Here is a 13984-nt window from a genome sequence, read left to right on the forward strand (position 1 = left end):
GCGTATGAACCTGCGATGACCCCGGCGCGACGCGCGCGCACCCGTCCGATGAACACCCGGGGGTGCCGGAGCGATCAGCCCTCGAGCTCCTCGGCGGTGTGCAGCCACTCCTCCTCGAGCTCGTCGGACTCGGCGCGCAGCTGGTCCGACTGCGCGGCGAGCGACGTGATCCGCCCGACGTCCTGCTGCTCGGCCGCCTCGGCCATCTGCGCGTCGAGCCGCTCGATCTGGCCGCTCAGCTTCGTCATCCGCCGCTCGATGCGAGAAAGATTCTTGCGAGCCTCCCGCTCGCGCGCGGCATCCGGGGTCCTCGCGGTACCGGACGCGCCGGCCCCTCCCCCGGCCGGGTCCGTGGTGACCGCGCCGTCCGTGCCGGGCTCCGGAGTCGGGCCGGCCGCGGCCAGCGGGGTCCGCCCGCCACCTGCGGACTCGCGCTGGGCACGGCGCAGCTCGAGGTACTCCTCGACGCCGCCGGGCAGGTCCCGGATGTCGCCGCCGATGACGGCGACCTGGTGGTCGGTGACGCGCTCGAGCAGGTAGCGGTCGTGGCTGACCACGACCAGCGTCCCGGGCCACGAGTCGAGCAGGTCCTCCACGGCGGCGAGGGTGTCGGTGTCGAGGTCGTTGGTCGGCTCGTCCAGGAGCAGCACGTTCGGGCCGGCGACCAGGAGACGGAGCAGCTGCAGGCGCCGCCGCTCGCCGCCGGAGAGCTCGGACACTCGCGTCCAGGCGCGCTCGCGGGCGAACCCGAGGCGCTCGACGAGCTGGCTCGCCGACAGGTCCGTCCCGCCCACGCTCACGTGCTCGGCGACGTCGGCGACGGCCTCGACGACCCGCAGCTGCGGGATGTCGTCGAGCTCGCCGGTGTCCTGCGTGAGCACCGCGAGCTCGACCGTCTTTCCCCGCTTGACGCGGCCGCTCGTCGGTTCCTGCAGGCCGGCCAGCAGCCGCAGGGCGGTCGACTTCCCCGCGCCGTTCGCCCCCACGATCCCCACGCGCTCGCCCGGCGCGAGCCGCCAGGTGACGTCGTCGAGGATCGGGGGCGGTGCGTCGTACTGCACGGTGACGGCCTCGAGGTCGAGGACGTCCTTGCCGAGTCGTGCGCCGGCGGCGTCGGTCAGCGCGAGCGTGTCGCGCGGCGGCGGCTCGTCGGCGATGAGCGCGGCGGCGGCGTCGAGCCGGAACTTGGGCTTGGACGTGCGCGCGGGGGCACCGCGGCGCAGCCACGCCAGCTCCTTGCGCAGGAGGTTGTTGCGCTTCTGGGCGGCGACGGCGGCGCTGCGCTCGCGCTCGGCGCGCGCGAGGACGTAGGCGGCGTACCCGCCGTCGTAGGTCTCGACGTGGCCCGGCACCGGGGACCGCCCGCCCGCGCCGTCGTGCCCGGGGACCACGTCCCAGACCCGCGTGCACACCGCGTCGAGGAACCAGCGGTCGTGGGTGACGACGAGGAGCGCACCCTTGCCGGACGCGAAGCGCTCCGTGAGGTGGGCGGCGAGGAAGGCGACGCCCTCGACGTCGAGGTGGTTCGTCGGCTCGTCGAGGACGAGGACCTCCGCCGGGGCCGCGAGGACGGCCGCCAGGGCGACGCGCCGACGCTGACCGCCGGAGAGCGTGTCGACGTCGGCGTCCAGGTCGAGCTCGGCGATCAGCCCCTCGTGGAGCTCACGGACGGTGCGGTCGCCGGCCCACTCGTGCTCGGCGAGGCCGCCGTGGACCGCGTCGAGGATCGGGGCGCCCGGGGGGAGGGTGTCCTGCTGGTCGAGCACGGCGATCCGCGTGCCCGACGGCGAGGTGACGCGGCCGCCGTCGAGCGGGCGCCGTCCTGCCAGCGCGGCCAGCAAGCTCGACTTGCCGGCACCGTTGCGGCCGAGCACGCCGATGCGCATCCCGTCGTCCACACCGAGCCCGACGCCGTCGAGCAGCACCCGCGGGCCGGCCATGAGTCGGAGGTTCTCCGCGCCGAGGAGGTGGGCCATCAGGCGGCTCCACCGGCGCCGTGGTTCGCCGGGGTCTCCGGCGCAGCCTCGACCACGTGGGCACCCCGGGCCGGTGCCGTCGTCGTGAGGACCCGGTCGGCGACCTCGGCGCCCCTCACGACGGCGGCGACGGACGCCGCGTGCCGGGCGTCCAGCGCGAGGGCGGCCACGGTCGGCCCGGAGCCGGAGAGCACGGCACCCAGGGCGCCGGCACGCTCGAACGCGGCAAGGACGTCGCCGAGCTCGGGGCGCAGCTCGAGCGCAGGCTCGGTCAGGTCGTTGAGCAGGAGGCGGCCGAGGGCATCGGGATCGCCGTCGGCGAGGGCGTCGCCGATCGCGGCCTCGTGGGCGCCCGGGGCGAGCCCGCCGCTGCCCGGCCCTGCGGTGCCCGGCCCCACGGTGGTCGGCCTCCCGTCGCCGGGATGCGGCGTCCCAGGGGCGGAGGGCTCGTGCAGCATGCTCGGCACCGACGGCGGGCCGCCGCGCGGATGGCCGTGCATCGAGTCGTAGACCCCGAACACGGCGGGCGTCGAGAGTCCCGTGGCCTGGGTGGCCAGCACCCAGTGCCACTCGCCGACGTCCGGCATCACGACGAGCCGCTCCCCGCGGCCGGTGCCCAGCGCGCTCCCGCCGAACAGCGGGAAGGAGACGTCGGACCCGAGGTTGGCCGCGAGGGCGTGCAGGTCGAAGGCGCCGAGGTCGGTGCCCCACAGGGCGTCGCACGCGAGCAGGGCGGCCGCCGCGTCGGCGCTGCCGCCGGCCATGCCGCTGGCCGCGGGCACGCTCTTGTGGATGGTCAGCTCGACCCCGGCGTCGACGCCGGACGCCGCGCGCAGCGCCTCGGCCGCGCGGGCGGCGAGGTTGGAGGCGCCGAGCGGGACGCCGTCGACGTGCTGGGCGAGCCGGACCGTCGTGCTGCCGCGCGGTGCCGGGGCGGCGGTGACGTGCTCGCCGAGCTCGAGCGCCTGGAAGACGGTGACCAGCGGGTGGAAGCCGTCCTCGCGCGGCGGCCCGACACGCAGCGAGAGGTTGACCTTGCCGGGCGCCCGGACGGTGACGGGGGCGGCGGTGGGACCGGTCGTCATCGGGACTCCTCCGGGTCGTGGGTGGGACTGCGGGCGGCGCGGGCGGCGGCGATCGCGGCCAGCTGCGTGATCGTCAGCGTCTCCCCTCGGGCGGACGGGTCGACGCCGGCACCGCGCAGGGCCCGCTCGGCGGCGGCGGGCGATCCCGCCCATCCCGCCAGCGCCGACCGCAGGGTCTTGCGCCGCTGGGCGAACGCGGCGTCGACGACGGCGAAGACCTCGCGCCGGTCCGCGTCCACGACCGGTTCGGTGCGCCGCACGAGGCGCACGAGGGCCGAGTCGACGTTGGGCACCGGCCAGAACACCTGCCGCCCGATGGTCCCGGCCCGCTCCGCCCGCGTCCACCACGCGGCCTTGGCGGAGGGGACGCCGTACGTCCGCGATCCGGGCGGGGCCGCGAGGCGGTCGGCCACCTCGGCCTGCACCATGACGAGGACGTCGGTGACCGAGGGCAGGTGCTCGAGCGCGGTGAGCAGCACGGGCACGGCCACGTTGTACGGGAGGTTGGCGACGAGCCGGGCGGGCGGGGTCCCGGGCAGGAGGTCCGGCTCGGCGAGCCGCATGGCGTCCGCGGTCACGACCTGGAGCCGGTCGGCGGCGGCCGGTGCGCGCTCCGCGACCGTGGCCGGCAGGGCGGCGGCGAGGACGGGGTCGATCTCGACGGCGACGACGTCGGCCCCGGCCTCGAGCAGCGCGAGCGTGAGGGAGCCGAGCCCGGGGCCGATCTCGAGGACCCGCTCACCGGGGCGGACGCCGGCGGCACGGACGATGCGGCGGACCGTCCCGGCGTCGTGGACGAAGTTCTGGCCGAGCATCTTGGTGGGCCGCACGCCGAGCCGGTCCGCCAGCGCGCGGACGTCCGAGGCGCCCAGCAGCGAGACGTCGGACGGTTCGTTCACAAGGGGACAGCCTACGTGCGTGACGCGGGAGGTACCGGCGCCCGCCCCACACGATCCCACCGGGCGCACAGGGAAGACGCCGAGCCGGACCACGGCGTGGTCCGGCTCGGCGTGCGGTCTGTGGGTTCGGCGCGGAAGGGTGGTTTCGGCGCAGACGTGTGCGGTCAGCGAGGAACCGTTGACCCTGCGGCGTGGATCAGTACCAGCCGACGCTCTCCGAGTGGCCCCACGCGCCGCACGGGGTGCCGTAGCGCCCGGCGATGTAGTCCAGGCCCCAGGCGATCTGCGTCGCGGGGTTCGTGCGCCAGTCGGCGCCGGCAGCGGCCATCTTGGAGCCGGGCAGCGACTGCGGGATGCCGTAGGCGCCGGACGACGGGTTCTGCGCGGTCGGGTTCCAGCCGGACTCGCGCTCCCACAGGGAGTTGAGGCAGGAGAACTGGTCGGCGCCCCAGCCGCGCGAGGCGGCCATGCTCTGGGCGATCGCCCGGGGGTCACCGCCGCTGTAGGCGGGCGTCTCCGCGGCCGGGGCGGCCTCCTCGGCGGGCGCGGACTCCTGCGCGGCCGCGGGCGCCTCCTCGGTGGGCTCCGGCTCGGGGGCGGCCTGGACCGGCTCCGGCTCGCGCGTGCCGACGAGGACGACCTCGTCGACGCGCTCGTCCACCGTGACGCTGGCGACGAGCTCGCGCTCGTCCTCCTCGCCCTCGGCGGAGGTCACGCGGTAGGTGTTGACGACGCGGCCGTCGACGCCCTCGGTCCGGACCTGGGTCTGGCCGACCTCGAGCTCGTCGGTCTCGACCTCGGACGTGCCGTGCTCGTCGATGACCTCCTCGGTGACCGAGTCCGAGGTCACGCGGACGATCTCGACGTCGGTGACGGGCCCGGCGAGCGGGGCGGACACGCGGTCGTCGGCGCCGATCTGGATACCGGCCTCGTGCAGGGCCTCGTCGAGGGTCTGCGCCGCGGTGGTGAAGTCGAGGGTCTCGCCGTCGACGGTGACCGTGAAGCTCGTGGTGACCTCGGCGGTGTCGAGGGCGATGCGCTCGGCGGTGGAACGGCCGGCGGCGTCGCCGCGGTCGACGGGCTCCACCAGGGCGGCGCTCGCGGCGGTGCCGGAGTCGGCACCGAGGCCGGCGTCGGCGGCGATCACGCCACCGGTGACGACGAGTGCGCCGCCGGCCAGCACGGACGCCAGGACGGCGCGCTGGTGCCGGCGGAACCGGTCGGCGCGGCGGGAGGTCGTGGCTGTGTCGGTCACGGGGACGTCGTTCCATTCATCAGGTGTCCGGGGGGCGGCAATGAACGTAACCGTTCTGTGACCTAGCGACAAGGCTGCGACCGGGCGTGAGGTCAAGGTCACGACACGCCTGCGCGCACGGCGCTGCGACCTGGCCCACAACCTGTGCTAACAAGCACCCTCCCGACGCCGGGTCTCCTCCCGGCCGGCCGGGCCTCCGCGCGGCACCGTGACCTGGGGACGTGACCGTCCCGTGACCCAGGACCGTCGCCGATCACGCGGCACGAGCCCCACCGGTCACGCGGAGCAAGCCTCACCAGTCACCCGGCGCGGGCCTCCCGGTCACGCGGAGGCGGACCAGAACTCCCCGTAGACCTCGCGGGTCGTGGCGGTGAGCCGCTCGCACAGCCGCTCCAGGCCGACCCCGCGCTGCTCGGCGAGCGCCCGCACGGTGCGCGTGAGCACGTAGCTCGCGTTGGGCCGGCCCCGGAACGGCACCGGCGTGAGGTAGGGCGCGTCGGTCTCCACGAGCAGCAGGTCGTCCGGCACGAGAGCGACCGCCTCGCGCAGCTGGTCGTTGCTCCGGAAGGTCACCGGGCCGGCCACGGACACGTACCAGCCGTGCTCGGCGCACAGGCGGGCGAGCCGCTCGCCGCCGGAGAAGCAGTGGAAGACCGTCCGCTCGGGGGCGCCGTCGCGCAGGAGGATCTCGGCGACCTCGTCGTGGGCCTCGCGGTCGTGGATCTGGACCGGCTTGCCGAGCTCGCGGGCGAGCGCGAGGTGGTCGCGGAACGCGGCGACCTGGGCGTCGTGGCCCCGCCCGGCGGCGGTGCGGAAGAAGTCGAGGCCGGTCTCCCCCACCGCGACGACCCGGTCGTCGCCCGCGAGCTCCACGACGCGCTCGAAGGCCTGCGCGTAGGTCAGCTCGTGGTGGTCGCGCACGGCCGGGTCGAGGCCGTCCGGGGCGACGTCGTGCACGCGGGCGTGCAGCGCCGACTCGTTGGGATGGATGCCCACGGCCGCACCGATCGACGGCTCGGAGCGGGCGAGCTCGACCGTGCCGGCCAGGCTGGGGACGTCGCAGGCCACGCTGAGCAGGCCGACGACGCCGACCTCCCGGGCGCGCGCGAGCTGCTCCTCGGTGGTGAGGGGGTCGACGCCGCCGGGCAGCCCGGCGTCGCGCGGGTCGACCGGTGAACCGTCCGCCCGCAGGAGCGGCAGGTGGGTGTGGTTGTCGACGACGGCGCCCGGGAGCGCGTCGTCGGTAGGCGGGAAACCTCGCTCCTTCTTCTTCCCGTTCCCGCCGCTCACGAGTCGCTGCCCGCGGACGCCGCGGGGGGCGCTCCGTCGACGCCGAGCCGGCCGAGCTCCTCGGTGACGATCGAGTCGTCGAGCTTGGTGAAGATCGGGGACGGCTTCCCGACCGGGGCACCGACGCGCACGGGGCGTGCGGCCCACGGCGTGGGGTCGGAGTAGTCGCCGGTGATGATCGGGTACCGGCGGTCGTTCTCCAGGTCGTCGACCTCCTCGAGCCGGGGCATCGGCTGGATGTCGCCCGTCCCGCCGATCGCGGCGTCGACGGCGTTGCTCGAGTGCGGGAGGAACGGCGAGAGCATGACGTTGAGGTCCGAGACGGCCTGCGCGAGCGTGTGCAGGACCGTGAGCAGGCGCGGCCGCTGCTCCTCGCTCTTGAGGCGGAACGGCTCGGTCTGCGTGACGTAGGTGTTGGCGACGCCCACCAGACGCATCGCCTCGGCGATCGCCGCGCGCTGGCGGTGGGCGCCGACGAGCTGACCGACGGTCGTGAAGCCGCCCGCCACCGCGGCGCTCAGCTCGCGCTCGAGGTCGGTGATCTCGGCCTCGACGGGCGCCGGCACCTCGCCGACGTTCTTGGCGATCATCGACGCCGTGCGGTTGACGAGGTTGCCCCAGCCGGCCACGAGCTCGCCGTTGGTCCGGCGCACGAACTCCGCCCAGGTGAAGTCGACGTCGTGGGCCTCGGGACCGGCGGACGCGACGAAGTAGCGGAAGGCGTCGACCTGGTACCGCTGAAGCATGTCCCGCACGTAGATGACGACGCGCTTGGAGCTGGAGAGCTTGCGGCCCTCCATGGTGAGGAACTCCGAGCTGACGACCTCGGTGGGCAGGTTGAGCTCGCCCAGGTGCCCGGCGGTCCCGCCCCTGGCGCCGCGCCCCGAGTAGGCGAGGAGCTCGGCGGGCCAGATCTGGGAGTGGAACGTGATGTTGTCCTTGCCCATGAAGTAGAAGGACAGGGCCTCGGGGTCGTTCCACCAGGCGCGCCACGCGTCCGGGTCGCCGGACCGGCGGGCCCACTCCACCGACGCCGAGAGGTAGCCGATGACGGCGTCGAACCAGACGTAGAGCTTCTTCGTGGGGTTCTCGCGCCAGCCGTCGAGCGGGACGGAGATGCCCCAGTCGATGTCCCGGGTCATCGCGCGCGGCCGGATGTCCCCCAGGATGTTCTGGCTGAACCGGATGACGTTGGGCCGCCACGTGCCGGCGGCCTCGCGCTCGTCCAGCCAGCGGCCGAGCTCCTCGGCGAGGGCCGGCAGGTCGAGGAAGAAGTGCTGGGTCTCGACGAACTCCGGCGTCTCGCCGTTGATGCGGGAGACGGGGTCGATGAGGTCGGCCGGGTCGAGCTGGTTGCCGCACGTGTCGCACTGGTCGCCGCGCGCGCCGCCCGCGCCGCAGATCGGGCACGTGCCCTCGATGTACCGGTCCGGCAGGGTGCGTCCGGTCGACGGCGACACCGCGCCGTGCGTGGTCTGCTCGATGAAGTAGCCGTTGGCGTGGACGCCCTCGAACATCTCCTGGACCACCTTGTGGTGGTTGCCCGCCGTCGTACGCGTGTAGAGGTCGTAGGTCAGCCCGAGCGCGACGAGGTCCTCGGCGATGAGCCGGTGGTTCGTGTCGGCGAGCTCCTGGGCGGACACGCCGGCCTCGTCGGCGGCGATGAGGATCGGCGTGCCGTGCTCGTCGGAGCCGGACACCATGAGGACGTCGTGACCCGCCATCCGGGCGTACCTGCTGAAGACGTCGGAGGGCACGCCGAAGCCGGCGACGTGCCCGATGTGCCGGGGGCCGTTCGCGTACGGCCACGCCACGGCGGAGAGGATGTGGGTCATACCGCCCAGGGTAGTTGCGCCCACGCGTGCCGGAGGTCTCACCTCCCCTTGCGCCACGGCCACCTTCCGGTGGCAGGATGGCGCGGCACCGGGTTTACCCGAAACCGGTCAGTCGAACGGAGCAACGTGATGATGGGCGACCGCAGGCGCCGGAACCGGCGCGCACTGCTGGTGGTCGATGTTCAACCCACCTTCTGCGAGGGAGGTGCACTTCCGGTCCCCGGCGGCAACGAGATCGCGCGTCGGATCGCCGCCTACGCCGGGTCCCACAGCGACGACTACGCCGCGGTCGTCACCACCCAGGACTGGCACGTGGACCCCGGGGACCACTTCTCCGACACCCCGGACTTCATCGACAGCTGGCCGCCGCACGGCGTGGCCGGCACCGACGAGGCCGAGCTGCACCCCGCCCTGACGGACCTCGAGACCGACGCCGCCGTGAAGAAGGGCGCCTACGAGGCCGCGTACTCGGGCTTCGACGGGATCGATGCCGAGGGGCGCACCCTCGCCGAGATCCTCGACCAGCTGTGCATCGGCAGCGTCGACATCGTGGGGCTCGCGGAGTCGCACTGCGTCAAGGCCACCGCGCTGGACGCACGCCGGCTCGGGCTGCCGGTCCGCGTGCTCACCGACCTGACGGCTCCGGTCTCGCCCGAGCTGGGCGAGATGGCCCACGAGGTGCTCACGGCCGCCGGGGTCGAGCTGGTGGAGTCCGAGCGGGTGGCGCTGGCGGTCCGCTGAGACAGCGGCCCGGGTACCGCCACCGGACGCTGCGGGTGCAGCGACCGGGCGGCCCGGGCCGAACGCCTTCCCGAGAGACCGAACGCCTCCCCCGGGAGGTCAGCCGGCCATGCTGGGCGGCAGGCACTCCAGCTGGCGTGCTGACAGACCCGTCCGGATCCGCTCGAGGTGGGCGGTGGAGTAGTCGGGTGCGGGCTGGGTCTTGATCGGCGTCCGGGAGGACCAGGTGAAGGTGACGGAGTACCGGTCCCGGGCGACCGGGGGCGTCGCGCGGTGCAGCAGCCGGCAGTTGTCCGCCACGATCGTGGTCCAGGTCGGCCCCGTGGCCGTCCGGGCCGCGTCCGCGGGCACGAAGCTGTCCAACCGGTCGTCGGCCACGAACCCGGACACGTAATGAAGCCGGCCGACGGCCCGGAGGGACTCCGCCACGGGTAGGTAGGCGAACGGGCCACCCTGTTCGTCGACGTCGTTGAGCCAGACGAGGATCTTGACGGTCCTGCGGTCCTCGACATCGAGGTGCCACTGCCGCACGCCCTCGACCTGGCCGTTGCCCACCTCGCGGCGGACGTCCGCGCCGTAGTACCGGGCCGGGACCCCGAGGTAGTTCTCGACGACGTCCAGCAGCCGGGGCTCGAGCCCCCAGTGCCAGAGGGACATGTCGTCCAGCAGCTCGTCCAGCGAGGGGCGGAGCGTGCTGGCGCCGTCCGCCGACTGCGCCGCCAGCCGGCCGACCAGGGCGTCGAGTGCGTTCTTCAGCTCGGCCGTCCGGGGGATCGCGAGATCGTCGAGCAGACCGATCCGGATGGCGTCACGGTTCAGGGTGGACACCAGGGCGGCCTGCTGCGCATCGAGCACGGGCAGGTACGGCGCCCAGTGACGGCGACGCTCCTCGTGCCTCCCGTCTGCGGCCCACCGTGCGGGAGGAAACTGCGTGAGGATCTGGCGCTTGACCCGGTTGATGGTCCGGGACAGGGGTGCTGCCAGCTCGGCGCTGGGCGTCATGCACGGACATTAGCGGCGGATCCTCCGCGTGGCGAGGCTTCCGAGCAACCTGGTGCTGCTCAGGTAGATCCTGCGATCCGGCTACCTGGGACGACAGTGGAGTCGCCGATCGGACCGTGGCGCCCTGACCAGCACTTTCGAGAACCACGGCGCGCAGCTGCGCCGGGCCGTGCTGCCGGTCGGCCCCGGGCCCACTACCGGCCGCTGCGGGTGCAGCTACCGCGCCGACCGGGCCTCCAGCGCCGCCGCGTAGAGGTCGTTCTTCCTCAGGCCCGTGGCAGTCGCGACCTCGCCGGCGGCGTCCTTGAGGCGCAAGCCGTCCGCGGCGAGGGCGAGCACCTCGTCCACGTGGTCGGCCACCGTCGCCACCGTCGGCGGCGCACCCCCGACGACGACGCAGATCTCGCCTCGTACCTCGCCCTCCCAGGCGGCGAGCTCGGCGAGCGTGCCGCGGCGGACCTCCTCGTAGGTCTTCGTCAGCTCGCGGGCGACGGCCGCCGGCCGGTCCGCGCCGAACGCCTCCGCCATCGCGCCCAGGGTCTCGAGCAGGCGGTGGGGCGCCTCGAAGAACACGAGCGTGCGCGCCTCGTCGGCGACCCCGGCCAGGGCCCGCGCCCGATCACCCGCCTTGCGGGGGAGGAAGCCCTCGAACGCGAAGCGGTCGGTGGGCAGCCCGGACAGGGCGAGCGCCGTGAGGACGGCCGACGGGCCGGGCAGCGCGGAGACGCGTGCGCCGGCGTCGATCGCGTGGCGCACGAGGCGGTACCCGGGGTCGGAGACGGCGGGCATGCCGGCGTCGGTCACCACGAGGACGGTGGCCCCCTCCTCGACGGCGGCGAGCAGCTCGGCAGACCGGCTGTCCTCGTTGTGCTCGTAGAGGCTGACGACGCGGCCGGTCACGGTGACCTCGAGGCGGCGGGCGAGGTCGCGCAGCCGGCGGGTGTCCTCCGCGGCGACGATCTCGGCGGAGGCGAGCGCCTCGCGCAGCCGCGGGGAGGCGTCCCCGGCGTTCCCGATGGGGGTGGCGGCCAGGAGGACGACGCCGGACTGCTCGCTCATGCGCCCAGTCTCCCCCGTCGTCGGGCCGTGCTCGTGGCGAGGCCCCGTGCGCGCTCAGCCCTTCATCGAGATCCCGACGTACTTGGTCTCGAGGAACTCGTCGATGCCGCTCAGCCCGCCCTCGCGGCCGAGCCCCGACTCCTTGATCCCGCCGAACGGCGCCGCGGGGTTGGAGATGACGCCCTGGTTGAGGCCCACCATCCCGGCCTCGAGCGCCTCGCTCACGCGCAGCGCCCGGGTGAGGTCGCGGGTGTAGACGTAGGAGATGAGGCCGAACGGGGTGTCGTTGGCCATCGTCACCGCCTCGTCCTCGGTGTCGAAGGCCGTGATCGCCGCGACGGGGCCGAAGATCTCGGTGCGGGAGATCTCGGCGTCGGCCGGGACGTCGGTGAGCACGGTCGCCGGGTAGAAGTAGCCGGGCCGGTCCGCCGGATCCCCACCGATCCGGGCCCGGGCGCCGCGCCCGACGGCGTCGGTGACGAGCTCGTCGACCTTGTCCACCGCGCCCTGGTTGACGAGCGGGCCGACGACGACGCCGTCCTCGACGCCGCGTCCCATCGCGAGCTCGCCCATCCGCCGCGCGAGCCGGTCGGCGAACTCCTCGGCGAGCGGTCGGTGGACGAGGATGCGGTTCGCCGCGGTGCAGGCCTGGCCGATGTTGCGCATCTTGGCCTGCATGGCCCCGTCCACGGCGGCGTCGAGGTCGGCGTCGTCGAAGACGAGGAACGGCGCGTTGCCGCCGAGCTCCATGGACGTGCGCATGACGGTCTGCGCGGCCTGCTCGAGCAGGTGCTTGCCCACCGGGGTGGAGCCGGTGAAGGAGAGCTTGCGGGAGCGTGGGTCGAGGATGAGCGGCGTCATCGCGTCGCCGGACCTGCTGGTGGTGACGACGTTGACGACGCCGTCGGGCAGGCCCGCCCGCACGAGGATGTCCGCGAGCGCGAGCGTGGACAGCGGGGTCTGCGCGGCCGGCTTGATGACCGAGGTGCACCCGGCGGCGATGGCCGGTCCGATCTTGCGGGTGCCCATCGCCATCGGGAAGTTCCACGGCGTGATGAGGATGCTCGGTCCCACCGGCTGGCGGCTGACGAGGAACCGCGAGCCGCCCGCGGGGGCGGTCATGTAGCCGCCGTCGATGCGGACGGCCTCCTCGGCGAACCAGCGGAAGAACTCCGCCGCGTAGGCGATCTCGCCGCGGGACTCCGCGAGCGGCTTGCCCATCTCCAGGGTCATGATCAGCGCCAGCCGCTCGGTCTCCTCGACGAGCAGGCCGTGCGCACGGGTGAGGATCTCGCTGCGCTCGCGCGGCGGCGTGGCCGCCCACGCGGGCTGGGCCGCCGCCGCCGCGTCGAGCGCGGTCATGGCCTCCGCGGGGTCCGCGTCGGCCACCTCGCACAGCACCTCGCCGGTGGACGGGTCCTCCACCGGCATCGTCCTCGCCGCGGGCGTCCACCGTCCGCCGATGAACAGCCCCGACGGGACCGTCGCGATCGCTTCCTTCTCCTGCATGTCCGCCTCCCTTGCCGTCCCGACCATCGTAGAAGTATTGTCGACAATCAGACAACCACTCGAGGAGGTCTCCATGACGACGCTGTCCCCCAGACTCCTGCAGGCGACGCCGGTCACGGTCGACCACGCGCGCGGCAGCCACGTGTTCGACGTCGACGGGCGCCGGTACCTCGACTTCACCGCCGGCATCGGCGTGGTGAGCACGGGGCACTGCCACCCCAAGGTCGTGGCCGCGGCCCAGGAGCAGGTCGGGAAGCTGATCCACGGCCAGTACACGACCGTCATGCACGGCCCCCTGCTCGAGCTCACCGAGCGCCTCACGGACGTGCTGCCCGCCGGGCTGGACTCGGTGTTCTACGCCAACTCCGGCAGCGAGGCCGTCGAGGCGGCCCTGCGGCTCGTGCGCCAGGCGACCGGCCGGCCGAACGTGCTCGTCTTCCACGGCGGGTTCCACGGCCGCACGGTCGCGGCGGCGTCGATGACGACGTCGGGCACCCGGTTCTCCGCGGGCTTCAGCCCGCTGATGAGCGGCGTCCACGTGGCGCCGTTCCCCACGGCCTACCGGTACGGGTGGTCCGAGGAGGAGGCGACCGACTTCGCGCTGCGCGAGCTGGACTACCTCTTCGCCACGATCTGCTCGCCGGCGGAGGTCGCCGCGTTCGTCGTCGAGCCGGTGCTCGGCGAGGGCGGGTACGTCCCCGGCAACACCCGGTTCTTCCAGGGCCTGCGCGAGCGCGCCGACCGCCACGGCATCCTGCTCGTGATGGACGAGATCCAGACCGGTTTCGGGCGCACGGGACGGATGTTCGGCCACGAGCACTTCGACGTGCGGCCCGACGTCGTCACCATCGCCAAGGGCATCGCCTCGGGGTTCCCGCTCTCCGGGATCGCCGCGTCCACCGAGCTCATGGGCAAGGCCTGGCCCGGCTCGCAGGGCGGGACCTACGGCGGCAACGCGGTGGCCTGCGCGGCGGCGGTCGCCACGCTCGGCGTCATCGAGGAGGAGGGGCTCGTCGCCAACGCGGCCGAGCGCGGCACGCAGCTCCTCGACGGTGCCCGCCGGCTCGCCACCGAGGCGGTCGGCGACGTCCGCGGGCTGGGCCTCATGGTCGGCAGCGAGTTCACCGGCCCGGACGGCGAGCCGGACAACGCCCGCGCCCAGGCCGCGCAGAAGGAGGCCGCGCGCCGCGGCCTGCTCATGCTGACCTGCGGCGCGCACATGAACGTGGTGCGCATGATCCCGCCGCTCGTCGTCACCGCCGAGGAGATCGACGACGGCCTGGCCATCTGGGAAGAGGTCCTCGCCGCGGTCTGACCGCGGCCGGGGACGCAG

At 74.0% G+C, this 13984-nt stretch carries 11 protein-coding genes; 2 read left to right on the plus strand and 9 right to left on the minus strand.

Annotated elements, in window-relative coordinates; translation table 11 throughout:
* Nucleotides 1–74 precede the first annotated feature (74 nt).
* The 6 genes from ACZLKG_RS09130 to metG all read right to left on the minus strand — a co-directional run bounded on the left by ACZLKG_RS09130 (nucleotide 75) and on the right by metG (nucleotide 8340).
* Nucleotides 75–1976 carry an ABC-F family ATP-binding cassette domain-containing protein gene (locus ACZLKG_RS09130; RefSeq protein WP_425709327.1) on the minus strand — a complete coding sequence of 634 codons (1902 nt, stop codon included), beginning with the start codon at nucleotides 1974–1976 and terminating at the stop codon, nucleotides 75–77.
* Nucleotides 1976–3061 carry a GHMP family kinase ATP-binding protein gene (locus tag ACZLKG_RS09135; protein ID WP_425709326.1) on the minus strand — a complete coding sequence of 362 codons (1086 nt, stop codon included), beginning with the start codon at nucleotides 3059–3061 and terminating at the stop codon, nucleotides 1976–1978. The genes ACZLKG_RS09130 and ACZLKG_RS09135 overlap by 1 nt, the downstream gene beginning before the upstream one ends.
* Nucleotides 3058–3960, minus strand: coding sequence for a 16S rRNA (adenine(1518)-N(6)/adenine(1519)-N(6))-dimethyltransferase RsmA (rsmA, locus tag ACZLKG_RS09140; RefSeq protein WP_425709325.1), 903 nt, complete (start codon nucleotides 3958–3960; stop codon nucleotides 3058–3060). The genes ACZLKG_RS09135 and rsmA overlap by 4 nt, the downstream gene beginning before the upstream one ends.
* Nucleotides 3961–4156: 196 nt before the next feature.
* Entirely contained in the window at nucleotides 4157–5215 is a 1059-nt protein-coding gene (locus ACZLKG_RS09145) for an aggregation-promoting factor C-terminal-like domain-containing protein (protein WP_425709324.1), read from the minus strand.
* A gap of 321 nt (nucleotides 5216–5536) precedes the next feature.
* Entirely contained in the window at nucleotides 5537–6505 is a 969-nt protein-coding gene (locus ACZLKG_RS09150; RefSeq protein ID WP_425709323.1) for a TatD family hydrolase, read from the minus strand.
* Nucleotides 6502–8340, minus strand: coding sequence for a methionine--tRNA ligase (gene metG, locus ACZLKG_RS09155; RefSeq protein WP_425709322.1), 1839 nt, complete (start codon nucleotides 8338–8340; stop codon nucleotides 6502–6504). Before metG ends, ACZLKG_RS09150 begins: the two co-directional genes overlap by 4 nt.
* 129 nt (nucleotides 8341–8469) lie before the next feature.
* Between metG and ACZLKG_RS09160 the strand changes: the two genes are divergently transcribed.
* Nucleotides 8470–9081, plus strand: a complete 612-nt coding sequence (locus ACZLKG_RS09160; protein ID WP_463648558.1) for an isochorismatase family protein — start codon at nucleotides 8470–8472, stop codon at nucleotides 9079–9081.
* A 99-nt stretch (nucleotides 9082–9180) separates the two neighbouring features.
* Here the strand turns inward: ACZLKG_RS09160 and ACZLKG_RS09165 are convergent, their stop codons facing one another.
* The 3 genes from ACZLKG_RS09165 to ACZLKG_RS09175 form a co-directional block, all read right to left on the minus strand.
* Entirely contained in the window at nucleotides 9181–10083 is a 903-nt protein-coding gene (locus tag ACZLKG_RS09165) for a phytanoyl-CoA dioxygenase family protein (protein WP_463648559.1), read from the minus strand.
* A 216-nt stretch (nucleotides 10084–10299) separates the two neighbouring features.
* Nucleotides 10300–11142: a 16S rRNA (cytidine(1402)-2'-O)-methyltransferase gene (rsmI, locus tag ACZLKG_RS09170; protein ID WP_463648560.1), complete on the minus strand. Its 843-nt coding sequence runs from the start codon at nucleotides 11140–11142 to the stop codon at nucleotides 10300–10302.
* Between the two features lie 54 nt (nucleotides 11143–11196).
* Nucleotides 11197–12651 (minus strand): NAD-dependent succinate-semialdehyde dehydrogenase, encoded by a 1455-nt coding sequence (locus ACZLKG_RS09175; RefSeq protein ID WP_463648562.1) that lies wholly within the window; start codon nucleotides 12649–12651, stop codon nucleotides 11197–11199.
* A gap of 73 nt (nucleotides 12652–12724) precedes the next feature.
* Here ACZLKG_RS09175 and ACZLKG_RS09180 point away from each other — a divergent pair, with 73 nt between their 5' ends.
* Nucleotides 12725–13966, plus strand: a complete 1242-nt coding sequence (locus tag ACZLKG_RS09180; RefSeq protein ID WP_425709318.1) for an aspartate aminotransferase family protein — start codon at nucleotides 12725–12727, stop codon at nucleotides 13964–13966.
* The last annotated feature ends 18 nt before the right edge of the window (nucleotides 13967–13984 follow it).

This window comes from Georgenia sp. Z2081, from assembly GCF_055326445.1.